This is a genomic window from Pseudomonas cerasi, assembly GCF_900074915.1.
GTDB lineage: Bacteria > Pseudomonadota > Gammaproteobacteria > Pseudomonadales > Pseudomonadaceae > Aquipseudomonas > Aquipseudomonas cerasi.
Genome location: NZ_LT222319.1, coordinates 4,437,721 through 4,461,347 on the forward strand (window position 1 = coordinate 4,437,721; position 23,627 = coordinate 4,461,347).

20 protein-coding genes, 1 tRNA gene and 4 pseudogenes are annotated in these 23,627 nt (G+C 55.7%); 11 read left to right on the top strand and 14 right to left on the bottom strand.

Features of this window, described 5'->3' with window-relative positions; all coding sequences use genetic code 11:
* Nucleotides 1-25: 25 nt before the first annotated feature.
* The 6 genes and pseudogenes from atzF (at nucleotide 26) to PCPL58_RS22095 (ending at nucleotide 7,555) form a co-directional block, all read left to right on the top strand.
* Nucleotides 26-1,843 carry an allophanate hydrolase gene (atzF, locus tag PCPL58_RS22070; RefSeq protein WP_065350439.1) on the top strand — a complete coding sequence of 606 codons (1,818 nt, stop codon included), beginning with the start codon at nucleotides 26-28 and terminating at the stop codon, nucleotides 1,841-1,843.
* Nucleotides 1,844-1,973: 130 nt separating this feature from the next.
* Nucleotides 1,974-5,309 (top strand): annotated as a pseudogene (locus tag PCPL58_RS22075) (dermonecrotic toxin domain-containing protein).
* A 41-nt stretch (nucleotides 5,310-5,350) separates the two neighbouring features.
* Nucleotides 5,351-5,587, top strand: coding sequence for a cysteine-rich CWC family protein (locus tag PCPL58_RS22080; protein ID WP_065350440.1), 237 nt, complete (start codon nucleotides 5,351-5,353; stop codon nucleotides 5,585-5,587).
* Nucleotides 5,588-5,622: 35 nt separating this feature from the next.
* Nucleotides 5,623-6,315, top strand: coding sequence for a pseudouridine synthase (locus PCPL58_RS22085; RefSeq protein ID WP_065350441.1), 693 nt, complete (start codon nucleotides 5,623-5,625; stop codon nucleotides 6,313-6,315).
* 126 nt (nucleotides 6,316-6,441) lie between these two features.
* Nucleotides 6,442-7,323 (top strand): alpha/beta fold hydrolase, encoded by an 882-nt coding sequence (locus PCPL58_RS22090; protein WP_065350442.1) that lies wholly within the window; start codon nucleotides 6,442-6,444, stop codon nucleotides 7,321-7,323.
* Between the two features lie 158 nt (nucleotides 7,324-7,481).
* Nucleotides 7,482-7,555, top strand: a tRNA-Gly gene (locus tag PCPL58_RS22095).
* A gap of 307 nt (nucleotides 7,556-7,862) precedes the next feature.
* Here the strand turns inward: PCPL58_RS22095 and PCPL58_RS31125 are convergent.
* Genes PCPL58_RS31125 through PCPL58_RS22100 form a run of 3 tightly spaced genes read right to left on the bottom strand, consistent with a single transcriptional unit; the run spans nucleotide 7,863 to nucleotide 8,452 of the window.
* The gene (locus PCPL58_RS31125; protein ID WP_157893923.1) at nucleotides 7,863-8,030 is read right to left on the bottom strand and encodes an SDR family oxidoreductase; all 168 of its coding nucleotides are present in this window, start codon (nucleotides 8,028-8,030) and stop codon (nucleotides 7,863-7,865) included.
* Between the two features lie 6 nt (nucleotides 8,031-8,036).
* Nucleotides 8,037-8,258, bottom strand: coding sequence for an SDR family oxidoreductase (locus PCPL58_RS32800; protein WP_157893943.1), 222 nt, complete (start codon nucleotides 8,256-8,258; stop codon nucleotides 8,037-8,039).
* A complete protein-coding gene (locus tag PCPL58_RS22100) occupies nucleotides 8,246-8,452 on the bottom strand; it encodes a hypothetical protein (RefSeq protein WP_157893924.1) in 207 nt (68 codons plus the stop codon). Before PCPL58_RS22100 ends, PCPL58_RS32800 begins: the two co-directional genes overlap by 13 nt.
* Before the next feature lie 357 nt (nucleotides 8,453-8,809).
* On the opposite strand from PCPL58_RS22100, the gene PCPL58_RS22105 reads away from it, so the two are divergent.
* A complete protein-coding gene (locus tag PCPL58_RS22105; protein WP_232002845.1) occupies nucleotides 8,810-9,892 on the top strand; it encodes an ImmA/IrrE family metallo-endopeptidase in 1,083 nt (360 codons plus the stop codon).
* Between the two features lie 618 nt (nucleotides 9,893-10,510).
* On the top strand, nucleotides 10,511-11,041 hold the full coding sequence (locus PCPL58_RS22115) for a hypothetical protein (RefSeq protein WP_157893925.1): 531 nt from the start codon (nucleotides 10,511-10,513) through the stop codon (nucleotides 11,039-11,041).
* A 464-nt stretch (nucleotides 11,042-11,505) separates the two neighbouring features.
* On the opposite strand, the gene PCPL58_RS22120 is transcribed toward PCPL58_RS22115, so the two are convergent.
* Nucleotides 11,506-12,303 (bottom strand): hypothetical protein, encoded by a 798-nt coding sequence (locus tag PCPL58_RS22120; RefSeq protein WP_065350447.1) that lies wholly within the window; start codon nucleotides 12,301-12,303, stop codon nucleotides 11,506-11,508.
* Here PCPL58_RS22120 and PCPL58_RS22125 point away from each other — a divergent pair.
* A pseudogene (locus tag PCPL58_RS22125) lies at nucleotides 12,253-12,663 on the top strand (UvrD-helicase domain-containing protein); the annotation flags it as partial. The gene PCPL58_RS22120 and the pseudogene PCPL58_RS22125 sit on opposite strands and share 51 nt — an antisense overlap.
* 34 nt (nucleotides 12,664-12,697) lie before the next feature.
* Here the strand turns inward: PCPL58_RS22125 and PCPL58_RS30040 are convergent.
* The 8 genes and pseudogenes from PCPL58_RS30040 to PCPL58_RS22160 form a co-directional block, all read right to left on the bottom strand.
* Nucleotides 12,698-12,895: pseudogene (locus tag PCPL58_RS30040) on the bottom strand (HAD family hydrolase); the annotation flags it as partial.
* Nucleotides 12,896-13,052: 157 nt separating this feature from the next.
* Entirely contained in the window at nucleotides 13,053-14,030 is a 978-nt protein-coding gene (locus tag PCPL58_RS22130; protein WP_065348561.1) for an IS5 family transposase, read from the bottom strand.
* A 59-nt stretch (nucleotides 14,031-14,089) separates the two neighbouring features.
* On the bottom strand, nucleotides 14,090-14,614 hold the full coding sequence (locus PCPL58_RS30045; RefSeq protein ID WP_232002847.1) for an HAD family hydrolase: 525 nt from the start codon (nucleotides 14,612-14,614) through the stop codon (nucleotides 14,090-14,092).
* A gap of 123 nt (nucleotides 14,615-14,737) precedes the next feature.
* Nucleotides 14,738-14,953 (bottom strand): annotated as a pseudogene (locus PCPL58_RS22140) (IS3 family transposase); the annotation flags it as partial.
* 322 nt (nucleotides 14,954-15,275) lie between these two features.
* Nucleotides 15,276-16,541 carry a pectate lyase family protein gene (locus PCPL58_RS22145; RefSeq protein ID WP_065350450.1) on the bottom strand — a complete coding sequence of 422 codons (1,266 nt, stop codon included), beginning with the start codon at nucleotides 16,539-16,541 and terminating at the stop codon, nucleotides 15,276-15,278.
* A 105-nt stretch (nucleotides 16,542-16,646) separates the two neighbouring features.
* Nucleotides 16,647-17,108: a GNAT family N-acetyltransferase gene (locus tag PCPL58_RS22150; protein ID WP_065350451.1), complete on the bottom strand. Its 462-nt coding sequence runs from the start codon at nucleotides 17,106-17,108 to the stop codon at nucleotides 16,647-16,649.
* A 23-nt stretch (nucleotides 17,109-17,131) separates the two neighbouring features.
* On the bottom strand, nucleotides 17,132-18,280 hold the full coding sequence (gene yiaY, locus PCPL58_RS22155) for an L-threonine dehydrogenase (RefSeq protein WP_065350452.1): 1,149 nt from the start codon (nucleotides 18,278-18,280) through the stop codon (nucleotides 17,132-17,134).
* A gap of 141 nt (nucleotides 18,281-18,421) precedes the next feature.
* On the bottom strand, nucleotides 18,422-19,642 hold the full coding sequence (locus tag PCPL58_RS22160; RefSeq protein WP_065350453.1) for a class I SAM-dependent methyltransferase: 1,221 nt from the start codon (nucleotides 19,640-19,642) through the stop codon (nucleotides 18,422-18,424).
* A gap of 296 nt (nucleotides 19,643-19,938) precedes the next feature.
* Between PCPL58_RS22160 and PCPL58_RS22165 the strand changes: the two genes are divergently transcribed.
* Complete coding sequence (locus PCPL58_RS22165; protein ID WP_065350454.1) at nucleotides 19,939-21,162, top strand: alpha-xenorhabdolysin family binary toxin subunit A; 1,224 nt, start codon at nucleotides 19,939-19,941, stop codon at nucleotides 21,160-21,162.
* Entirely contained in the window at nucleotides 21,159-22,175 is a 1,017-nt protein-coding gene (locus PCPL58_RS22170; RefSeq protein WP_065350455.1) for an alpha-xenorhabdolysin family binary toxin subunit B, read from the top strand. Before PCPL58_RS22165 ends, PCPL58_RS22170 begins: the two co-directional genes overlap by 4 nt.
* A gap of 56 nt (nucleotides 22,176-22,231) precedes the next feature.
* On the opposite strand, the gene PCPL58_RS22175 is transcribed toward PCPL58_RS22170, so the two are convergent.
* Entirely contained in the window at nucleotides 22,232-22,849 is a 618-nt protein-coding gene (locus tag PCPL58_RS22175) for a TPM domain-containing protein (protein ID WP_003431360.1), read from the bottom strand.
* Between the two features lie 26 nt (nucleotides 22,850-22,875).
* A complete protein-coding gene (locus PCPL58_RS22180) occupies nucleotides 22,876-23,568 on the bottom strand; it encodes a TPM domain-containing protein (RefSeq protein WP_032609151.1) in 693 nt (230 codons plus the stop codon).
* Nucleotides 23,569-23,627: the final 59 nt, after the last annotated feature.

The following is a 23,627-nucleotide window of genomic DNA, read 5'->3' on the forward strand; positions in this document are numbered from 1 at the left end:
TTTTTACTTTCGAGGGAATCCCGTCATGAACGACACAGCACTGCCCAATGACCTGCGCCTGGACACCGTCCGCGCGGCCTACCAGTCAGGCCGGATATCACCGCGCCAGCTGATTTTGGCGCTGCGCGAAAAGGCCGCACGGCTGAACAGCGATTATCACCTGTTCATCCACCTGCTCAGCGCAGCTGAACTCGAGCCTTACCTGGCCGCGCTGGACGATCGTGATCCCAGAGACCTGCCGCTGTTCGGCGTGCCCTTCGCGATCAAGGACAATATTGATCTGGCGGCCATTCCAACCACCGCGGCCTGCCCGGACTATGCCTACACACCCGAACACTCGGCAAGCGTCGTCACGCAACTGATCGCGCTGGGCGCAGTGCCCATGGGCAAGACCAATCTGGACCAGTTCGCCACGGGCTTGAACGGCAGCCGCTCGCCCTATGGCGCCTGCCCCAACAGCGTGTTGAACGAGTACCCGTCCGGCGGCTCGAGCGCCGGCTCGTCGCTAGCCGTGGCGCTGGGCGTCAGCAGTTTCTCGCTGGGCACCGATACGGCGGGCTCGGGCCGGGTGCCTGCGGCCCTGAACAACCTGGTGGGGATGAAAGCCAGCAAGGGGCTGATTTCCACGGCAGGCGTGGTGCCCGCATGCCGCACGCAGGATTGTGTCTCGACCTTCACCGCCACAGCACGGGAAGCCAGCGAGCTATTGGCGCTGATCGCCACATTTGATCCGCGCGACGAGTACAGCCGTCGCAACCCGCTGTGGAACGACGCCTCGGCTTTTGGCGCACCTCGCCCGTTTCGCTTCGGAGTACCCCGCGCCGAGGACCTGCAGTTCTTCGGCTGTACCGAAGGGCCGAGGCTGTTCAAGGCTGCCATCGACCACCTGACCGCGCTGGGTGGCGAAGCGGTCACGGTGGACCTGTCACCGTTTCTCGAAGCGGCGCGGTTGTTGTACGAGGGGCCGTGGGTGGCCGAACGCTACAGCGTCGCCGGGCAGTTAATGGAAGAACACCCTGACGCGGTATTGCCGGTGATCCGCGACGTGCTGGCCAAGGCTCCCCAGGTCAGTGGAGTCGATACGTTTCGCGCGCAATACCGCCTGCAAGCGCTCAAGGCAGCGTGCGATCGGGCACTTGAAGGGCTGGAGTGCGTGGTGACGCCAAGCATCGGCCGCCCGGTGACATTGGCAGAGCTGGCGGCCGAGCCGGTGTTGCGCAATTCGGAGCTGGGTTACTACACGAATTTCGTCAACCTGCTCGATTACGCCGCCGTCGCCGTGCCCAGCGCTTTCATGGGCAACGGTCTGCCGTGGGGCGTGACGTTGTTCGGACGGGCATTCACCGATCAGTACCTGCTCAGTCTGGCCGACGCCATGCAGCGGCAAACCGCCCTGCCCTTGATTGGCGGCGAATCACCTCGGCTGACTGTGCCGCAGACCACTGCGCGCAACGATATGGCGCGGCTGGTGGTCTGCGGTGCCCATCTGGACGGGCTGGCCTTGAACTGGCAACTCAGGCAACGCGGGGCACGCCTGCTGGAAACCACGCAAAGCTCGGCCGACTATCGGTTGTATGCGCTGGCCGGTGGTCCGCCCTTCCGGCCTGGCATGGTGCGGGTGGCCGAACACGGCGTAGCCATCGACGTGGAGGTCTGGGAGTTGCCAAGTATCGAGTTGGGGTCGTTTCTGACCGGCATTCCAGCACCGCTCGGGCTGGGCAAAGTGCAATTGGCCGACGGTCGCTGGGAGACCGGTTTCATCTGCGAAGCCTATGGTCTGGAGGGTGCACGCGACATCAGCCCTCTCGGTGGCTGGCGCGCGCACTTGCAGCAACAGCATTAAGCATAAAGGCGGCATGCTCAGACGTGCCGCCTTGCTCTTTCAACGCGATGAGCAGTCGCACTACATAGTTATGACCTTCCACATCGCGCTTCCCGAAATAATGGGCATTCACTCATTTTGACCGCACGTCATGAATCCCATCTGGAGTCCGCTTCGTCAGGACACACTGTTTCACCCGTCCTCTTTGCTGCTGGAACAAACCAGCATTCTGCGCCCCGAGCACAGCAATAGCAGGCACGACACGTTGAACGCGTCGGCGCCGTTTATCCTGCCGGACGGCTTTTCAGCGCCCGAACCGACGCCGTTGCCTGCGATAGCCGAAGAAAGCGAGCCGGAAGACGCCGCGCCACACATCGAACGTCAACTCAGAGCCATGCGTAGCAGCGCAGGTTTCCGGCAGATTGCCGACTCGACATTGCTCCTGAAAGCCTGCCAACTGGACATGGACTTTCCACCGACCCGACAGGATTTCGTTCGCCAGCAATTGACCACGCTGCTCAGGCAGCAGAGCGGCAAGGCACTCGACCCGGACGTACTGCAAATCACCTTCAGCGATGATGACCGACCTGCTGTGGACGACAATTGACACGAGCATTACAGCGTCAGCCTGTCGCTGACCGATGTAGCGCTGGCCAGCTTCGACCCCGCGCATTTCCAGGCGCTGTCTCGTAGCACCCTTGCCGACTTTTCACTGTGCGAAGACACGCCAGCTCTGACCACGGCGCGAATGTTCAAGCTGATCGGCGAGCTGCCGCTCAAACGCAATTACAACGCCGTACTGGAGGCGTTCAGAGCCCGCCACGAGGCAACCTGGCGCACCTTGTCGCGGCTGGCGTTCCTTGACAACCTGGCTCGGCAGCTCAACCACAGGCACATCAGCCGGGACGGTTATTGGCTGGCGCGGGACGCCATGGGACTTGACCGGTCTCCCGTCGACACCGACACGATCAGCATGAGCGGACGAGGTGAAAAATCCGAGGTCCGGGTCCTGACGCTGAATGGCAAACAGGTGCCGGGGATATTTCAGATCAGCTCGAAAACCACGTCGCACTGTTTCATTCACATTCTGGGTGCCAAGGGCAACGTCATCGAATACATCAGCGATGATCCACGCCAGATGAGCAAGCGGCTGTTGACGGCCATGAACGCCTCAGGGCTCTACGGCCAGGTATTTCTTTCGCTTGAGCAGCACGCCGGCATCGTTGTCGAGGCGCCACTGATCGAAGGCGACCTGTTCAGCGCACTGACCCAGGCTTCGTTCGCCGGGCTTCTTGCCGACAGCCACGCGCGCAGCACGCTCGACCTGCTCAGGCCAGTCGCTCGCGGCCTGGCGCTGGCAGGTGCAGCCGACCTGTGGCAGACACAGCCGGGCATTTTGGAGCAGATCCCGGTTGCGTCGAAAATGGCCGGCCAGGTCATGGCGAACTATCTGCAGGAAAACCACGCGCTGACGCTCAACCCCGAGCAGGTGTTCATTGCTTATCAACCTGGCTATTCGAGCAACCCCTTAGGCAACCCCCGGTTGCCGCCTACGTATGTGCACACGCCCGACCCGAGGCCGATCAGCCTGAGCGAGGCGCTGATGAGCAATTATCGAGTCGATCATCCTGCTGGCTACAACGATCACGGCGGCGGTACCGTGGTCTTTTTCGACCCCACCGGACAGGGCGACAGTGAGCAGGGTCAGGTACTGGAGATCAGCCCGCAGGCGATCGAGGACTACATCAGAGCTTTCGACTTTCTGACCTGGATGACTCAGCGCATCCACGACTTCTGGGATCAGCAGAGAGCCCCCATAGAACAGGCGTTCAGAACCACGTTCATCAGCCAGGCGCTGATCAGCCTGAAGCGCGGCAGCCTCACGCGCGGCACCTTCGATCTGCTCGTGGAAACCCTTGCGCCGGCTGCGCCCGATCAATGGCGGTCACTCGGTTTTTTCGTTCAAGGCGCGTTGACCGACGGCATGCAGGAGCAATACACCGGCCTGCTGGTACTTGAGCAGCCGGGCTTGCCGAACGTGCTTTATCAGGCAGGACATGCCGATGCGTTCATCGAGTTTGCAGATGACACGACGCTGAAGCTGCATCTGAACCGGGCAGCAGCCAATCCAGAATGGCGTGAGACGGTCATGCGCTATGTTCCCCGCCGCCATCACCAGCGCCTGGACTACCTGCTCAAATTATGGGCCGGGACACAGGCGCCCAACCCGCCCGTTTCCATCCTTCGCCCCTGGACCGATGCGCTTTACAACCCTGACACGCGCCAGGCCATGAGCCAGTCGTTGTGTGAAAAAAGGCTGGAAGACACGCCATTCGCTTTTCTGCACCAACTGCTCAAGCAGAACGCACTGGATGACGCAGAGGATCAGATCGTCACGTCGACGCAGGTAACACTGGCGGACTGGACCGACCGGCTTCAGCAATTACAGCGGCTGCTGGTGCCGATGTCATTGTTGCTGACACCTGCGCTTGTCGCCTCCCTGGCGACAGAGATTGGCATCACCTCGCTGGCTATTACCGCAACGCATCTGCCGGGCAGCCGTTACGCAGAGAAAAACCAGGCGCTGCTGGCCACGCTAACGCTGGGCTTGCTGCAACTGGCTCCGCACACGCCAAGAATGCTGCGCTCACTGAGCCGAATCGTAAAACCTGCCGTGAGCAGTTCCCAAACCGTAGCGATTACGCTCGACCGGGCGTTCGGCACACGACCATTGCGCAGGCAGTTTGTCACACCGCGCCAGACCCGGCTGGAGAAGTTCTTTCACACCGACGCCCTGCTCAAACGCTGGACTGTCAGCACTGCCGTCTCATCAAACCTGTTGCAGGTCCATGCCTGGAAGCTGGGAAGAAGGTTCCTTTTATGGACGTCGGACAGAGGTCAGGCGCGCACTCTGGTGGTCAGCAGCCACGGGTACTATACGCCGTGGTCGCGAACCGTGAAGATCCCCAACGGCACCGAGATTCGCACCTACGCGCCGCATGGCTACGAACTGGTGGACCCGAAACTGCATCGGGTCGTCAACAAGGATGCCCGGCCATTCGCACGTTCCAACACGGCAGTGCACAGCGTGATGCAGCCCACGCCACTTGAACCCCTGCTTCTCACCAACAAGCTGATAGCAGGCACTTCGCTGCCCGGCAGACTGAAGAACTACAGCCTGTCCAAGTTTCAGACGACGACCAGCGAGAGTTATGACGAGATCGCAAGCGTGGTGGGCAACTCGCGGGCGTCGCCCTTGCGCGGCTGGTTGCCGCCGACGCCGATGGATGTTCTGACAGTACGCAATCGCTTTGGCATGCCCCCACCATCGCTGGCCGACCTGTTCGAAAGCCTATCCATTCAAGGCATCCATTACGACAGAATATTGCTGGTGCACTGCCGGTGTGCGGCGATATCGGCGCTGATGAACCGTTCACCCGTCTATCATGCCCCGACAGCGAGCTCGGTGATTGCTAATATGGCCTGAACCAAACACCCCGATCATCCAGCACGGCACTTACCTCCGACATGACAACGGCCTCCACTGACACCGCGCTGTGCCCCTTGTGCGGCTTCAGCAACCAATGCAGCCTGGCCGATCCGCGTACCGTGGACCAGCCCTGCTGGTGCTTTTCGCAAAGCATCGACCCTGCATTGCTGGCAGCGCTGCCGGATAACCTTCGCGACAAGGCCTGTCTGTGCCCGCGCTGCGCCGGGATCGAAGATGCAGCGCCAGGTCCACAGGCACGCCGGGCCACAGAGTAAGATGCGCACACCATACTCCGCTCGCTGTTATCGCCATGCGCCTTGATCGTTTCCTCAGCAACTTGCCACGCTTCAATCGTCAACAAGTGCGCCTGGCGCTGGCAAGCGGACGAGTGCAGGTAGACGGCCAGGCAACCCGCGGCCCGCATCACGAAGTACGCGAATTCAGTTGTGTGGCGCTTGACGAAGAAATCCTCCAGGCAGGCAAAGCTGCCCGCTACTTCATGCTGCACAAGCCCGAAGGCTGTGTCAGCGCGACGAGCGATGCGCAGCATCCGACCGTACTCGACTTGCTGGACGAGCCTGACAAGCACGAACTGCACATCGCCGGACGGCTTGACTTCAACACCACCGGCCTGATGCTGATAACCAACGATGGTCAATGGTCGCGACGACTGACTCAGCCACAGACCAAAATGCCCAAGGTGTATTACGTCGAGACCGAGCAACCGATCGACGAGCGCTACGCCGCGAAGTTTGCCGAAGGCCTATATTTCGCATTCGAGAACATCACCACACAGCCGGCGCAATTGACCTTGTTGGGGCCGCGCAGTGCGCGCCTGAGCATTGTCGAAGGCCGCTATCATCAGGTGAAACGAATGTTCGGCCACTTCGACAACAAAGTGTTGCGCCTGCATCGGGAAAACATCGGCGCGCTGGCGCTGGACCACGACCTGCGCCCCGGCAGCTACCGCGCGCTTAACGTCGGGGAAATCGACCTGTTTTGAACGTCATGGCCGCCTGACAAACGCTGGTCGGATCGGCACAGGCTTTTGATCGACTATCGCCTGTCTGTCACGAAACTTGTGCAACGTCATAGGTACGCATACCTGTCTACGCCAGGAGTGACACCTATGTCGCCAGAAAAAGCAGTGCTCGACATACAAGGACAGTTTCGGGTTTATACCGAACTCTATCGCACCGATACCGCCGCCAAGACAATCATTCTGGTCAACGGCTCATTGGCCACCACCGCTTCATTTACCCAGACCGTCCGCAACCTCTACCCGACCTTCAACGTGGTGCTTTACGACCAGCCCTATTCAGGCAAATCCAAACCGCACAACCTGCATGGCGCGCCACTGACCCGGGAAGAAGAAGGTCAGTTGTTGCTGGAACTGATCGATCACTTCAACGCCGAGCACGTGCTGTCGTTCTCATGGGGCGGAGCGGCCACGCTGGTTGCCCTGGCGCATCGGCCAAAACGCATCGAAAGCGCGGTAATCAGTTCGTTCTCCCCAGTGATCAACGAGAAGATGCATGACTACCTGTGTCACGGCATCACGCACCTGGGCGCGCATAGCCGTTATGACATGGGCCACTTGATCAACAACACCGTCGGCAAGCATCTGCCTGCGTTGTTCAAGCGCTTCAATTTCCGTCATATCAGCAGCCTGGATGCTCACGAGTATGACCAGATGCATTACCACTTCAGCCAGGTCCTGGAGCTCGACCCGGACAATTACCTGACCGCAGGCAAGAACATCACCGTCCCCGTGCTGTTCATCAACGGAGCCCTGGACGAATACACCTGCGCAAACGACGCCGCCCACTTCTCCAGATACCTGCGCGACTGCTGCTTCAGCACCATCGACGCTACCGGCCACTTTCTGGACATGGAACACAAGGCCGCCTGCCGTGACTCGAAACAGGTGCTTATGAACTTCCTGCAACCGCGACAGGAGTCACGCAGCACCCATAACCGCGCTCAGGACTACCAGTCCCTGACCTTCTGAAAACCGCACACGAAGCCACCGTCAGCTGCGCAGCAGTATCATCTGGCGGTTGGTTTTCGGGGTGAGTATCAGGAGGCAAAGCGCTGCGCAGTGAAATTAGCGCTTCAAATCAGGGCAGGGTTCTGGTACAAAGTCAGCCGCTCAGAGCAGCTCTCAGAGCGGGTATAGTTTAGTGGTAAAACGAAAGCTTCCCAAGCTTTAGTTGAGGGTTCGATTCCCTCTACCCGCTCCACATTTCTTGATCTAGAGCACTTCCAGCCTTTCTGCCTAGTGCTTTGAATCCCTCGGAACTCCCTCTCCTTCCCTAGAAATTCTGAAACGACCTCACTCACAAACGTGATGACTCGTACACCCATGCCAATTGGGTGCCGCACAACACTGCATACCAGTGCCTGAGCCTTCGAAAAAGCTCAACCTGCGATCAGCCCAGCCTCCTCCCTACGAAAAGTCGATTTTCCAGACAATTGGATCGTGTTGAATCGAAAAGGGCCGGCCATACATTGCGTCAGGCCAGCCCTAGACACTTCATACCAATACCATCAGGCGATACGACCGCCGCCATCCACGTGCAACACAGCCGCATTGATGAACTCGCTCTCGACCAGCGAGAGGACAGCATCAGCGAGATCATCAGCACGCTCTACCTGTCCGCCCGGCAGCCCCGAACCCACCTGATCGAACAGGCCAGCACGATCCTGCTCCGACAAGACGCTCTAGGTCGGGGTATCAACAACACCTAGGGAGATCACATTGACGCGCAGCGGTTTGACCTCCAACGCCAGAGCCATCGAGAAGCCTTCAAAACCCGCATGCAACGCTGCGACGATGTTAGTGTCAACGGCTGGACGATAAGCCGCCAGGCCAGAGAAGTAGGTGACCGAGCTTTTGCGGTTGATGAAGTTCAGGCAGTAATTCGCGGCGTTTACAGGCCCCAGAACTTCGTGTTAAGCATGTGTTGAATGTCGTTGGTGTTGAGTTGGGCTAACTGTGCGAAGGACAGGTCTGCAGCGGTCACGAGGAGATGATCGTAGGTGCCGATCGCGATGGAAGAATTGATCACGTCCTGGCTGACACCGGCGTCGAACGCCTGGTAGCTCGGAACGCTTCCCTGCTCGGCCAGGGTGGACACCGCATTTTCCAGCTTGCAGGAGCTCCGACCGCAAAGCACGACCTCCCCCCTTCCTGAACCACCTTTTTCGCTAAGGCCAAGCCCATCCCCGACCAACCACCGATAATGACAAAGCGCTGTTTTGTGATGCTCATGGTATTCCCCTTTTAGGGATTCCGATCAAGTCAGCACAGGCCATCTGACCTGTGCTGACTTGTTCGGAGCTTCCCTAACTGCTCTACGGTTTTCGGCTGGGGGCTATAGCCAGACTGTGCCAGATGCATTTAGGATCAGGCCTTCCCGATTAGGAGAGTGGGTGTAGCAATGAATCTAACAGCTTTAGGTTCAAAGCTGTCTCGGTATCGCAAGCAGCTTGCGATGAGCGAGGAAGAAGTGTGTGCGGTCACCCACATCCCCCTTGAGCGCCTGCAGTCAGTTGAAGCCGGCTCTCAGGCGCCTACGGGTGATGAAGTGCTTATCCTGGCCGATCTCTACCACTGCAACTTTAAATTCTTCATCTCGAACGAGCCGCTCGCCCCCTTTGAGCAGACCGAAATCCTGTATCGCAGGCACGGAGCTGAGTTCATCAAGGAGGATCGTAGAGCTGTCCAAGAATTCCTGTACCTCTGCGAAACAGAGGACTTCCTGATGAGTGAGTTGAACGCTATGAAGCTCGAATTTCCGTTGCCGCAGGCTTCTGGGAATTTTAAGAATGATGGAGTCCGAGCGGCTGAAGCCTTTCGCCTTTTCAATCAGCACCCCACAAACGCCGTGCCTCGCGATGTGTATCAGGAGATTCGCCAAACCGGCGTGCATGTGCTCCGTAGAAAGCTTGGTAACTCTAACATTTCGGGGCTTTTCCTGGCTCACCCCACGGCTGGGAAGTGCATTCTGGTCAACTACAGCGAAGACGTATACCGGCAGCGGTTTAGCGCTGCGCATGAATTTGCTCACGCTCTTTTCGATGCGCAGGGTGGCCCCAGTATTACCTACTCCCGTGCGACTAAGGCTGACCTAGTCGAAGTGAGAGCAAACACCTTTGCCTCCCGGTATCTGATGCCTTCAGAAATCCTCCGACAGCTTCCCAACCCTGAGCAATGGACACAGGAAAATACCCAGTATTGGGCTCATGAGTTGCGAGTCAGCTGCGTTGCCTTGGGCATAGGCCTGAAGTCAGAGGGCTTAATTAGCGAGCATGCATTCCAGAGGATAAAGTCGTACCGCGTTCCTCGTGAACTGAAGATTGACCCAGAATTGCCGGCCCAATTGACGAAGCAACAGCGTGAGCGAAAGGCTAAGTTACTGGAAAGGGGGTTATCTGATAGCTACGTCGCGCTGTGCCTAGACGCTCAGAGCCGTGGCATCATCACTCAAGGTCGATTGGCTGAAGCCTTGCTTAGTGACTTGGGAGGCCTTCAAGAGCTGCTCAGCCTTTATGGAAGATCGCGCAATGGCCATTGACCCATCCCGCTTTCATTTGATCAATGTGACAGACACCTGTTCGGTGTGGAATGTTCTCTCGTCTAGCACCCTGTACCGTGCTGCGCTGGCAGCGCAATGCCACTTCTGCGTCACCGAATTCGTGAACTACGAGTGTCTAGTGAAGCCCAGAACGTCACCAACCAACGCTAGCCGAGAGCTACAGCGTCGACTAATTGACGCGCGTGAAAAGGGTCAGTTCCCGGTACACGCTTGCAGTCTTGATGATCTCCAAGCCATGAGTAGATTGGAAAACCTTAGGCGTCTTGGAAAGGGGGAGTTGTCCTCTATCGCATTTGCAATGAGTCGTGGTTTAGCTGTGATGACCGACGATCAGGGTGCTAGAAAGCTTTCGGCGGCAGCGGGGAGCCATCCCACGCAGACGACTCCGCACCTGCACAGTTGGCTGATTTTTCATCGTAAATTGGATGATGCTGATCACTCCAACGTGATGACACAGCATATGAGCATGGAGGGATGTATTGCGCCTCACCTGGCAGACGCCTACGGCTTAGCTTTACAGTGCGCTCGAAACGCGCATCCTGCTGAATCTAAGCAGGCTTAGCGTCATCTCATCAGAATATATTGCAGGGAATGATCATGTGGGTGTTAGGTGATGGCAGAAAACATTTTTTAGAGTTCCTTCGCAACACTTCCATCCAGTTTTTTTTAATGATTTTAGTCGCTGTCTCAGGTGGAAAATTTAACGCTCTGATCTTAAAGCATGACTACAAAAATGCTTTTCCGATGGGGTTTATAACAACTGTGATACTGTTGTTGCTCTGGCTGGCGGCTCACGCCAACATTAAAAATTTCTTTGTGGAATTTAAACGCGGTACGACTCCTGGCCTGAAGCCCTACCTCGACAGCCTACCAGTTCAAAACCTAAAAACGAAAAATAGGCTAACCATAATTTATTTAGCTAGGCACGGTAAATTTGCCTTGGCGGAAGCGGGGCTTCTGATAATAGGGTTTTATTTCTCAATAATGTTCGGTGCATTCTATTCCTTTGAAAGCGCACAAAAGTTTCTTTCCGAGGAAAAGGATCGTAGCTGTTTTTCGGTAGTTCAAACCACAAGCTTATCGAGTAGCTCAGGCCTGGCTGGCTCTAGCAACAATAGTGCAGAATAGGAGCCAATGAAAATGCAGGGCGAGGTAGGTTTTTGTGAATGGCACCCCTGGTCTGGTCGTAGTGAAATTCCAGGGAGGAATCTGCCTGGGGTCTACTTCATCGCTAGGAGCAAAAAGAAGCCGGACAACTTTAGGGTAAACAATGATTTCATAATTTATATAGGAGAAACCACAGGGCAGACGCTAGCAGATCGCCTCCGCCAGTTTAATACATCTGCATTCAGTGAGCGTCCGGGCCATTCGGGTGGCAATACTTTCAGACTAATGCTGCTTGAGACTACCCCGCATGATCACTTATGGGTATCTGCCTGCCCTGTAGATATGGGGTCTCCCTACACAACCGCCTATATCAAACATCTTGAAAGGAAACTGCTCTGGGAGTTCGTCTGTACTTGGGGACGCTACCCTGAATGTAATAAATCCTGAGCCTTCGTTGTGATGATGTACTTTAAATGGCTAGCCCTCTATGCCTGAGAGGATAGCTTATACTCATCAGCTAAATCCGCTAGACTAAGGAAATCATCAATTTCCTGGAACTCCCTCCACACCAGAAACCCTTTATCGACAATTTTTAGTCGAGATCGCGTCTGATCATATTCGATAATTATCGGTGAGATCTTTTTCTCTTGTTGAAGGTCAATAACTTTTGCAAGCGCCGCTAATATCCTACCAATTTTTATCTGATTGCCACTTGGGTGCCATTTTTCTAAAAAGCGCCTCAGGGCTTGGGCGGTTAGTCCATTTGCTAAAACCCCATCACTGAAGGTTATTAGAGGACAGAGAATCCACTTATAAAGTTCAAATCCTGTCGTGCCAAAACCAACAGAGAAATCCATTAGGAATTTTGTATAGCGTCCCGTCTGGCTTTCTAATATATCCTTTATTTCTGCGCGCACGTCCAGTTCGCTAGCTACCAATACAGCCAACTCTTGACGGCGATGAATACCTTGTTGCTCGCACGCGACTAGGCAAATTTGCTGAACCAGAAATACGTTGCCCCTACAATACTTCTTTACCTCTTCCTTGAAGGAGTGTGCAAAAACCAAGTTGAGCATTTCCTCACTGGTCTTGAAGAGATTGTCTATATCTTCATCATGCCAACTATCAGCATTGACGGATGTTATGCGGCCATCAAGATCATTATTCAGAGATGTCAGCTTGTCCGCTTCAAGCCAGACTCCGACAATGATAAAGCATATCTTGCTTGGCTCATGAAAGGCCTTCAATGCTTGAGCGAAGTCGACTTGAGTGTCCTCACCCATACCAACGCCGGGGTCACAGCCCTTCGCGCCCGGATGGCTCGGGCCAGGGTGGCACCGACCTCATTCCGAATTGCCACGCTTGATGGGTTCACCATGAAGCTGATCAGCAGGTTCCCAGGCAGGAGTGGCCACGACCCGGCAATCATGCTGCTGACGAACCGCGCCAATGACTACCCCGCCATCCGTGCAGCTGCCCTCGCGCTGTTGAGGGCTAGGCATCTTGATCAAGTACTGCAATCGACCTATTCGCGCGTCCTTGTCGACGAGTATCAAGATTGCAATCGAGTGCAGCACGCCATCGTCACCTGCCTGGCCGCCACGTTGCCCACGTATGTCATGGGCGACCCAATGCATTGCATTGGGAGGCAGCCCGCCAGAGCTTAAGACGGACATATCACCTAGCGCCTAATCCAGGTGACCATTGTGAGATTAGATTGGGTAGTTCATCCAGCGAAGTTATAGAAGATTCCGCTGGAATGATGCCTTCGGGCCATGAATGAAACCCTTGAAACCACACGGCGTACATTCCTGCTGCTTTTGCACCTTGGTAGTCATTCAAGGGATGGTCGCCTACAAACCAACACTGCTCGGGAAGAAAACCTAGGGAAGGTCTGAAGTAGGCAGACTTTTTAACCCTCCCGTTGCTTCAAAGTTTCAAAAAACGTCGTTTCAATCGAAAATCAGACCTTTGCCTCGCCCAACTCCTCTTTTTTCTTCGGACAAGCGCTTTTTAGCGTCAATTGTCCACATTACAGGCGCACCTCTCCTGTATTCAGCAGTCGTTTTCGCATCATCCACAGATTGGACAGAGCAAATAGCGTGGTCTGCTGCGCAGTGTTTTTCAGCAGGCCTCGGAAGCGTACTTTCGTATAACCAAACTGGCGTTTGATCACTCGAAACGGATGCTCAACCTTGGCGCGCAGTTGAGCTTTCGCGTATTCGATTTTGCGACGCATGCGCCCGATCAGACTTTCCTTTGCATGCTTTTTATAACTGCTGGGCCGCGCTGCAATCGACCATATCATTTGGCGATTTTGATGCTCGGGACGCTTTTCGACACCGGTGTAGCCCGCGTCGCCAGAGACGTAAGTTTCTTCTCCGTGCAGTAACTGGTCGACCTGAGTTACGTCAGCTACATTCGCCGCCGTGCCCACCACGCTATGCACCAAACCGGATTCGGCATCGACACCGATGTGCGCTTTCATCCCGAAGAAATATTGATTTCCTTTCTTCGTCTGGTGCATTTCAGGGTCACGTTTTCCGTCCTCGTTCTTGGTCGAACTCGCCGCATGGATGATCGTTGCATCGACCACGGTGCCCTGGCGCAGCAACAAACCACGGTCGCCCAAATAGCCATTGATGACCTGCAAAATCCCACCGGCCAGCTCATGTTTCTCCAGCAGTCGGCGGAAATTGAGGATCGTGGTTTCGTCCGGAATCCGATCCAGGTGCAGTCCTGCAAACTGTCGCAGAATTGTGGTTTCGTAGAGCGATTCTTCCATGGCCGGATCGCTGTAGCCGAACCAGTTTTGCATCAGATGAACCCGCAACATCGCCATCAACGGATAGGCAGGGCGACCACCTTCGCCCTTTGGATAGTGTGGCTCGATCAGTTTGACCAAGCCATTCCAGGGCACGACCTGATCCATCTCGATCAGGAAGCGTTCACGGCGGGTTTGTTTGCGTTTGCCAGCGTATTCGGCGTCAGCGAAGGACATCTGCTTCATCGGGACTCAACCGTTCAGTGCTTGGGACTGGCGTATTTCACCAGATTTGGAAGTCTTTTTCAGAGTTTCCCTAGCTGTGCAGCCCCTGCTCGGAAGATATCGGACGCTGGCTTAGCCATCCCAAACGCTTCCGAGCTAATTGCCGTGCTAACTGATTTGGCAAAGGGCAATGCGGCTATAGTTTGCCTGCGCGACCTTTCAGCACCGTTGGAAATAACACCAACCTTAATATCCCTGCTTTCTAACTCTAGGATCAAATCCAGAGCGCCGGGCATCTGTACTGTGGCGGATGGGAAATGGTTCATCCAGTGATTGATTAAGACCTGTGGCGCCTTCGGTGCTAACCATGGCAGGTCGTGGGCAAGCGTCTGGCCTACCGCTTCACGGATAGAGGTAAATTTAGATTCAGGAGAAAGGTAGCCGCCGTTGTCTTCACGAAGAATAAGCTTTCCGATGTCGTCCAACGTCACAAACTTCATTTGATGGCCGAAATCGGTCAGGAACACTTTGGCGTACCGCAGAATACTGAAGGCACGGTTTGTCAGGGTGTTATCTAAATCGAACAGGATGGCTCGTGGGTACATAAATTGTCCTTGAGACTCCAAATGAGTAGCCGCAGCTCAACCCTATCGTCCGGCACGCGCGTATTCAAGGAATGGCTACCGTATAGGTGGACACCCTCGTCTAACTGAATCGCCCCGGATTCTCTAGACACCTTGCAAGCTCATTGCGTAACGCTTTTCAAACTCTACCGGTGACAGTTGATTGTTGAAACCATGCCGGCGTTTTGCGTTGGAGAACATCTCGATGTAATCAAACACATCACTGCGAGCATCTTCCCGCGTGGTGTAGATTTTCCGCTTGATCCGTTCCCGCTTTAGAAGCTGGAAAAAGCTCTCGGCCACGGCGTTGTCATGACAGTTGCAATGGATCACTCACATGAATCCTACGGACTATGCACATATTGCTCACCTGTGAACATAGAGAATTTTGTATAGGCGAGACCTGCAAGGCACGTAAATCAATGGCTTGCCTGCATAAGCCACCTACACACCTACACAGATTGGTGTCGGATCTGTCCTATAAGAGTTCGATTCCCTCTACCCGCTCCATTTCAGTCTTTCACAAAATCTGCTCTGCACTCCTGAAATTCCTCCCCCTTGCCGTTCAAAACTCCCCCTCTCCCCGCCTCCACTCTCAGATAGCAAAACCCAGAAACACGTCAATGCAACTCAAACATCGAAGTCATCGCAGTAGACCGGCACTGGCCTTCCCCACCCCCGCCTCTCCCGGCACCCGCGCCTTGGCTTCTTGCGCCGAAACCGGCACCACCAAGTACTGCCGATACTCGCGGAACGCCTGCAAGGCAGAAGCGTCCTGCGGGCGATAGTCGTCGCCGCTATCCTGTTGCCGATTCGCCACACAAGGCCTGCCGATCACGCTCATGCACACGTTGTTTGCAGCCGCTGAAACCGGATCGAACAAGGCGAATGCCGTACCTGGCTGATCCGTATCGTTGAACAGTGGGTGGGCTACGTTCTCGAAGTCGTTTCCCTCGACCAGCAGCTGTGAGGATGAGGTCCGCGACATGATTGCGCCTTGGTAGGTCATACGCTGAAAGACATTGTTGACCAGTTGGGCACGAACCTGCGCATTGTTCATACCGCCTGAATGCGGTGCTCTGCCGGAGGTGTCGTGTACGTAGTTTCTCGACAGCGTCAGCGTGTCCTGACTGCCGAGGAACAGCCATACCCAGTAATGATGGCCATCGCAGGTAGACGAGTAAGGCGTTCGGCCGTCGAACTCATTGCTGGAAATGGTGATGTGTGACGCAGAGCCCCAGCCCGTAACAATCATCTGTCTACCGATCCGCGCGAAGGTATTGTGATCGATCCAGACGCCATCAGCCTTGTTCAGGGTCAGCGCATCGCCGCCCCATACGACACGTGGATTGATATCCGAAAGCGTCAGGTTGCGAACGATCACGTTATGCGCGCCGTCGCCAATGAACAGCCCAGCGCCCTGAATGCCTGCCTTGTCGCCAAGCCCGATCAATGTCTTGTTGGAGCCGACTTTCAGTGGTTTCAGCCCCGCGTTATCGTAGGTCACCATAACGGGCGGCCTTGATTGGCAGAAGTTGTTCGCACCATTCAGTGCAAGTTGCTCACCCCCCTGCGGGCAAGGTTTCACGACGCAGCCAGACTCAGTGGTTGTTGTATTGCCGTTGGCAATCACGCTCGTGCGGAAGTCGAACGTGCGGTCCAGTACAATCACTCGCGGTGTGTCATCGGTGCAGACCCCGTGTGAGTCATGAGACGAGCAGAGCGCTGATCGAAGTTCATCCAGCGTGGAGGGATGCACGGCAGCAGCGGAGCCTCCGCCGGTCACGCCCTTGGCAAAGCCATCAGGTATGTCTGCTGCGCGCAAGCATTGCGCTCCTGACAGGAGCAGAACCAGAGTGGCAGCGATCTTCAGATAGCCGCTTTGCAAAAGAGAACGCAGGGGCGTCATCGGTTGAGCTTCCCGTCATGCTCGCGGGAATCGCGAGGACAATCTAGATGCTAAACGGACTGCGGCCTGGCCTGCTCCGCTTCCATGGTGCTGGTCAGCCGCCGTTCAGGCGCCCTTGCTCACGAAAACCTCTCGCTCCATCCTGACGCTGTCAATCCCGCGCCCATGCCCGTCGACATCGACCGAGACAACAGCAAAGCCCAGGTTCGAGTAGAACCCCTGAACATGCTGACTGGTATCGATAAAGGCTCGGGTGACGCCCGGTAAAGACCGCATGCGCTGCAGCCGGGCCTCGGTCAGAAATCTGCCAAGGCCGCTGCCGTGGCGATCGCTGATGACCATGCCCCAGGTCAGCTCTGCCACTTCCGGGTCTGACAACACCAGATAGCCACCACAGGCAACAACCTCGCCGTCACGCTCGGCGACAAAGTACTGGCCCAGCGGAGCCATCAGAAAACTGGCAAATTGCTTGCGCTCCACTGGATCAAAGTAGCGTGGGACGTTGGTGTCGAAGATATCCAGACAACGCTCACGATCTGCGAGGGTGTAGGGCCGAAGCATGTCCATTGCGAGCCTTTTTGCAGAAAGAATTAAAGTGCCTGGCGAAATATATCCTGAATCTGCTCAAGATCGGCAGGACGCGGATTGGTCAGGCCACAGGCATCTTTCAGGGCATTGGTGGCCAGCATCGGGAAGTCTTCTTCCTTGACGCCCAGCGTAGCAAGGCCTGCCGGGATTTCCACGGCAGCTGACAATGCACGAATGGCGTCGATGGCCGCCTGGGCGCCCTCTTCCGGAGAGAGCCCACGGATATTGCTGCCCATGGCGTGTGCAACGTCGGTCAGGCGTGCAGCGCTGACGCTGGCGTTGAAGCGCTGCACATGTGGCAGCAGTACCGCGTTGCATACACCGTGAGGCAAATCATAAAAGCCGCCCAGCTGGTGCGCCATGGCATGCACGTAACCCAGTGAGGCGTTATTGAACGCCATGCCGGCCAGGAACTGGGCATAGGCCATGTTCTCGCGAGCAGTGATGTTTGCCCCGTTGTTGAATGCGTCGCGCAAATTGTTGGCGATCAGCGCCATGGCCTGCAACGCGCAGGCATCAGTGATCGGGTTGGCAGCCGTGGAGACATAGGCTTCGATTGCGTGAGTCAAAGCATCCATACCGGTGGCGGCGGTCAGCGATTTGGGCATGGCGACCATCATTTCGGGGTCATTCACCGACAGCAGCGGCGTGACGTTGCGGTCGATGATCGCCATTTTTACGTGCCGGGCTTCGTCGGTGATGATGCAGAAGCGGGTCATTTCACTTGCGGTTCCGGCGGTGGTATTGATGGCAATCAGCGGCAACTGCGGTTTTGCCGAACGGTCGACGCCTTCATAGTCGCTGATATGCCCTCCATTGCTCGCGCACAGGGCAATGCCTTTTGCGCAGTCGTGGGGCGAGCCGCCGCCCAGCGAGATGACGAAATCGCACTGGCGCTCCTGCAACAAGGCAAGACCGTTCTCGACATTGGCGATGGTCGGGTTGGGGCGGGCACCGTCGTACACGACCGAGTCGATGCCCTGCTCCACCAGCAGCCCGGCGATCTGACTGGCCACTCCTGCCTTGGCGAGGCCCACATCCGTGACGATCAGGGCCTTGCGAAATCCGTAGTTGCGTATGGCGAGCATGGCTTCATCAATGCAGCCAGTGCCGATGATGTTCACAGCGGGGATGAAAAAAGTGCTGATCATGACGGACCCTCGTGGGATGCCTGGAGATAGCTCAAGCATCCGCCTTGCGCGAGGTACAACCATTGACCTGGAGCAACGAAGCAGCCCACTGGCAGACCGTTGGTCGAAGACTCTTCGGTCTGCTGGCGCAGGGTGGCTGTTTCAGCCGATGAAACCGTCCGCCTCAAGGAGCGTTTCAAGGCACTGCTCGCTGATGCCATAGAACGTCTTGAGCTCCTGAATGCGTGCCAGCAACTGGGCCGGATCGACCGGCTCGGCACGCTTGACCGCGAGGATCATCTTGTTCTTGTTGGTATGCTCCAGCGAGATGAACTCGAACACTTTGGTTTCGTAACCGCATGCTTCCAGCAACAGCGCGCGCAGGCTGTCGGTGACCATCTCTGCCTGCTGTCCCATGTGCAGACCGTATTGCAGCATCGGTTTCAACAAGGCAGGACTCTGGATCTGCAGACGAATCTGTTTGTGGCAGCACGGCGAGCACATGATGATCGAGGCACCGGAACGAATGCCCATATGAATGGCGTAATCGGTCGCGATGTCACAGGCGTGCAGCGCGATCATCACATCCAGCGCGCTGGACGCGACAGTACGCACATCACCGTGCTGGAACGTCAGGCCGGGATGTTCAAGGCCCGCCGCAGCGTTGTTGCACAAGGTAACCATGTCCTCACGTAACTCGACGCCGGTCACTTGCCCTTGCGCCTGCAAGGTATTGCACAGGTAATCGTGAATGGCGAAGGTCAGGTAGCCCTTGCCTGAGCCAAAGTCCGCGACCTTGATCGGCTGATCCAGCTTGAGTGGCGATGAGCTCAAGGCATGGGAAAACACTTCGATGAACTTGTTGATCTGCTTCCACTTGCGCGACATGGCCGGGATCAGCTCATGCTGGCGATTGGTCACACCCAAGTCGGTCAGGAACGGCCGGGTCAGTTCCAGGTAGCGCTTCTTCTCGCGGTCATGTCCGGCTGAAGGGGCCTGACGCTCCTGCTGCGCCTTGCTTTTGAACAGCGTGGTCTTGCCCTTCTTGCTGTATTCCAGCTGCACCTCGTCGGTCAGCGACAACAGGTGCGCGTTCTTGAACGATTCAGGGATCAGGCTGGCAATAACAGCTACTGCTTCAGCAAGCGAAAAATTCTTGGTGATGTCACGAGTCTTGTAGCGATACACGAAGCTCAGGCACGGTTGTTCCTTGACGGTCAGCGGCTTGATGATAACGCGCTGCAGATCGGCCTCGCTGCCCACGTATTTGGCCAGGACCAGCTTGATCAACGAGTTCTGCGACAGACTGGTCTCCAGCAGGCCAAGGAACTGCGCGCGATGATCAGTCGCAGCGATGGGTGACGTGGAGGTAATGACTGACATTGAAAATGTGCCTCAAGCGTCCCGTCCGGGACTCGAAAAATCAGACCGGCATTTTAGGCGCGTCAGCGCGTCATGGGCACCCCTATTTTTCAGGGACTACACACACTGTTCGCGCGGTCGTACACGCCCTGAAGAAACGCACATAAATGGTAAAGTAATCCTTGTCAAAAACGACGCGCCATTACTTGCACGGCATACAAACATCTTTATAGTCGCCTTGGCTGATTACAGACAATCAGAACACACTTCTAGAGTCCTTTGTTCTACTGGAATAACTCGCACAAGGAACGTGCATTATGTTGAGTCAAGCAGCACTGTTGGAAAACGAAAACATCGCTCGAATTACCTTGAAACCCTTAGAGTATCTGAACGCTGTCTTTGATGATGAAAAAAGTGGTGGCCGAAGCGCCGGCCTTGTTCTAACCAAGGAAGACATTCTTAGCCTGAAGCGTTACGAACGACATGCTCTTAATATCCCCACGTCACTCGCTCGCGTCGAACAGCAATTGGGTTTTACCAAAAGTGGCATTCCCGGGCTTGAGCCTGAAGACATGCTGAAGACCTACAAGGCCATTAACAGTCACGGCAAAAGCTGGTCGGGGATCGAGAATGGCATCAAGCGCACCGGAACCAACATTGACCTGTTTGCCGCACAGTTCTCGGGGCAGGGTCAGCAGATCATCAACTACATTGAAAAGATGGATTTTGCCAGACAGCTGGATCTGACCGTTGCCGATTTATCCATTGAAGAGGTCCGCAACACGCCTCCGGTACCTCTGGGTGAAACTGATCAGAGGGTCTGTGTCACGCTGGCCGAATTTCTGAAGAAAACCGCGTCACAAATAAAAAACCATCAGCACGCTGCGCAAACGCTGGCGCAACACATCGATACGTTCAGCACCGTTCTGAGCGTCCAGCTCATTCCCGGCATCAATGACAAGGTAAAACTGGCAACGCGCTCGGACCTGGACCAGCAAATCAAGGAGCTGGAACAAGATATCGAACAGCTGACGAGAGAAATCGAGCAGAAAAACAAAGAGTATAAAAACACACTGAATAATATTGCCTGGGGTGTTTTCGGCGGCCCCATCGGGGTCGCTATAACCGGAGGTATTTTTGGCGCCAACGCGGAAAAAATTCGAAAAGAAAAAAATCGAATGGTAGCGTCCAAGCGTCAGAAAGTTCAAATACTCAAGGAAAAAATCCCCTTGGCAGCCGCCGTGCGCAGCCTGCAACTGCTGTTTGATGATATGTATATTCGCATGTTGGACGCTCATAAGGGCGCCACTCACCTGAAAGACCTCTGGGCCCTATTGGCCGCCTACATAGACAGTTCCGCAAACGAACTGGCGGCGATCAGAGACGATCAGGCACTGCTGATTTTCGCCATGCAGTTTCACGGCGTTGTCATGCCGTGGCTGGAAATAAAAGGCAAAACGACTGAGCTATTGAAGATATTTAATAGTGCGCTGGATCAGTTTAAACGCGAACAGCAACCCGTCATTGTAATAGGACGATAATCATGAGCACTGAAACCCTGGGTGAGCTGTTGATCCTCACCCCGCCTGACACTGAAGTCATGAAAACCGCCCGCCAGAATATTCTTGCGCACGTGACCGCGCTGAAGCTGGACTTTCTGCCGGTCATGAAAGAAAAAATGCGGCCGCTTCAGGACGCCTTGATAAGTGCAGACAAGGTCTATAGCCAGGCACTGGCCACTGTCACCGTACAGCTGAATAACGTATACCTGAAGTCGATCGATCAGAAACAACAACTGATTGAAGCCGACACAAGGCTCAGCGACAAACAGAAACAACAAGCGATCAGCCAGCTGAACGGGCAGCGCATTCGGCAGGTATCGAATCTCACCGCCGTGGTGCGCCGCAGCGCTCAAGCGATTGCCGGACACAGCGATGATATGGCGCAGATCAACCTGACGCTGGAAAATAATCGTTTGCTGGAAACACTCCAGCAACAGATCGACAGCATAAGCCAGCGCTCAGCCACGCTGGAAAGCGCAATGGCTTTAATCGCTGCAGACCGACGCCTGCTTGATACAACGATCACGACATTTGAAAAATACAACCTTGCCGATGTGTTCAAGGAAATGCTGCCTACTCCGGAGGAGCTCAAGCTGGTCAACATGACATCGCCGGAACTTGAGTTGGTCAACGCCGGGATTGCCAGACTCGGAAAATTACTCGACAAGGTCAGCAGCGCCTTGAAATACCTTGACCTCATTGAAGAACGCGACCGACTGAGGTCGCGCTATAACGCTCTGCTCGACGATTCCCGCACGGCTACCCGGGAAGCAAAGGCAATCAAAGAAAAACTCGACGAGTTGACAGCGCTCGCAGGCGTTGCGCAGAGCAAAGCGCTTTGGGTACAAGAGGCGAAAAAAGTTTATCAATCGCTCTACCATTTTCTGGATCAGATAACGTCGCCCGTTGATACTTCGACGCTGATCAGCCAGCAGGTCGAACAACTGCAGACTTACATAAAATCGTTTTACGACGTAAAGCGTATCGTCTGACCCGCACGGGTTCAAGAAAGGCAGGTGTCGATAAACTCGACACCTGCCTTTTGGCCTTACCCCAGCACCACCAGCCGATTGGGCAGCTCATTCCTGCCATGAGTCACAGGAACGTGATCGGCAAGCAACTCGCCACAGGCGTGAATACAACCCAGAAATCCCTGCAGAATCTGCCCGTCCCGAACCTGCTGAGTAAACACATCAACCATCGCCTTCCAGGTGTCGTCGTGCAGACGACTGGCGATGCCATGGTCGACCAGAATTTCGACATAACGCTCGGCCTCGCTGACAAATACCAGAATGCCGGTGCCGTCATGGGTCTTGTGCAGGTTCTGTTCGAGGAACTGCCGACGCGCGAGGTTGCCGGCACGCCAGCGTCTGACCGAGACCGGCACCAGCAAGGCGGATACTTTCGGGATGCGGCACGCCAGCGCCACGATAATGAACGTGCTCATCTGCGCCAGCATCAACTCGTCAGCGCTCAGCCATTGAAAGCAGTAATTGACCGTACCCGGCAGCAGCAGACCGATCAGCCCGGCCCAGATCAGCGGCATGTAGGCGTAGTCGTCGGCACGTGAGGCCAGCACCGTGACCAGCTCGGCGTCAGTGCGCTGTTCGACGCGGTCGATCGCTTCGGCAACCTGCCGCTGCTCGTCTTTGTTCAGTAAAGCCATGGTTCCCTCATTCCCGAATCAATCAACTACCAGTTACCGGAAGCACCGCCACCGCCGAAACGTCCACCACTGCGATCAGCGGCTCTTTCACGTGAGGGGCGGGTGACGCCGCTCCTTCTGACGCTGATGATTACAATCCCCAGAACGATGAGGGTCAACACGATACCGATCAGCCAGACCTGGTCGTCATTGGTCTGCTCGTCATATTCGGACATCTGACCTGTCGGCTCGGGGTAATCGGGGATCTGCCCGCCCAGTGCCGCGATGATCGCACGTGTACCGCGCTCTATACCGACGGCAAACCGGTTGTCGTCAAACTCCGGAGTCATCAGCATGTCGATGATCAGAGAAGCCTGGGCGTCATTGAGACGATCCTTCAGCGCTCCACCGACCTCCATGAACACCTTGCGCTTGTCGCGATAGACCACCAGCAGAACACTGTCATCCTTGCCGTGCAGCCCCAGGCCCCAAGTGTCCCCGAGTCGAGCGCCGAACTCTTCGATGCTCGTGCCCTGCAGATCCGCGAGGGTCACCACCACCACACGCTCCCCGGTCGCCTTTTCGTGGGCGCTTAGAAGTCTCGCCAGACGAACCGTAGTCTGGCTGTCGAGCATTTGTGCGGCATCCACCACACTGCCGGTCATCGGCGGAAAAACCAGTGCTTCTGGCTCTGCCTCGGCACGCAATACCCCTCCCAACAGCATCACCACGTATAACATCCACTGTGAAACAGACTTCAAAATCCAGACCTCCGGTGTTTTTTGAATCCATTGAAACG

Bases quoted from the DNA above. Each gene is read 5' to 3' on its own strand.
- atzF (WP_065350439.1), top strand. From the start codon at position 26: ATGAACGACACAGCACTGCCCAATGACCTGCGCCTGGACACCGTCCGC.
- PCPL58_RS22080 (WP_065350440.1), top strand. From the start codon at position 5,351: ATGACAACGGCCTCCACTGACACCGCGCTGTGCCCCTTGTGCGGCTTC.
- PCPL58_RS22085 (WP_065350441.1), top strand. From the start codon at position 5,623: ATGCGCCTTGATCGTTTCCTCAGCAACTTGCCACGCTTCAATCGTCAA.
- PCPL58_RS22090 (WP_065350442.1), top strand. From the start codon at position 6,442: ATGTCGCCAGAAAAAGCAGTGCTCGACATACAAGGACAGTTTCGGGTT.
- PCPL58_RS22105 (WP_232002845.1), top strand. From the start codon at position 8,810: ATGAGCGAGGAAGAAGTGTGTGCGGTCACCCACATCCCCCTTGAGCGC.
- PCPL58_RS22115 (WP_157893925.1), top strand. From the start codon at position 10,511: ATGTGGGTGTTAGGTGATGGCAGAAAACATTTTTTAGAGTTCCTTCGC.
- PCPL58_RS22120 (WP_065350447.1), bottom strand. From the start codon at position 12,303: ATGGGTGAGGACACTCAAGTCGACTTCGCTCAAGCATTGAAGGCCTTT.
- PCPL58_RS22130 (WP_065348561.1), bottom strand. From the start codon at position 14,030: ATGAAGCAGATGTCCTTCGCTGACGCCGAATACGCTGGCAAACGCAAA.
- PCPL58_RS30045 (WP_232002847.1), bottom strand. From the start codon at position 14,614: ATGTACCCACGAGCCATCCTGTTCGATTTAGATAACACCCTGACAAAC.
- PCPL58_RS22145 (WP_065350450.1), bottom strand. From the start codon at position 16,541: ATGACGCCCCTGCGTTCTCTTTTGCAAAGCGGCTATCTGAAGATCGCT.
- PCPL58_RS22150 (WP_065350451.1), bottom strand. From the start codon at position 17,108: ATGGACATGCTTCGGCCCTACACCCTCGCAGATCGTGAGCGTTGTCTG.
- yiaY (WP_065350452.1), bottom strand. From the start codon at position 18,280: ATGATCAGCACTTTTTTCATCCCCGCTGTGAACATCATCGGCACTGGC.
- PCPL58_RS22160 (WP_065350453.1), bottom strand. From the start codon at position 19,642: ATGTCAGTCATTACCTCCACGTCACCCATCGCTGCGACTGATCATCGC.
- PCPL58_RS22165 (WP_065350454.1), top strand. From the start codon at position 19,939: ATGTTGAGTCAAGCAGCACTGTTGGAAAACGAAAACATCGCTCGAATT.
- PCPL58_RS22175 (WP_003431360.1), bottom strand. From the start codon at position 22,849: ATGGCTTTACTGAACAAAGACGAGCAGCGGCAGGTTGCCGAAGCGATC.
- PCPL58_RS22180 (WP_032609151.1), bottom strand. From the start codon at position 23,568: ATGTTATACGTGGTGATGCTGTTGGGAGGGGTATTGCGTGCCGAGGCA.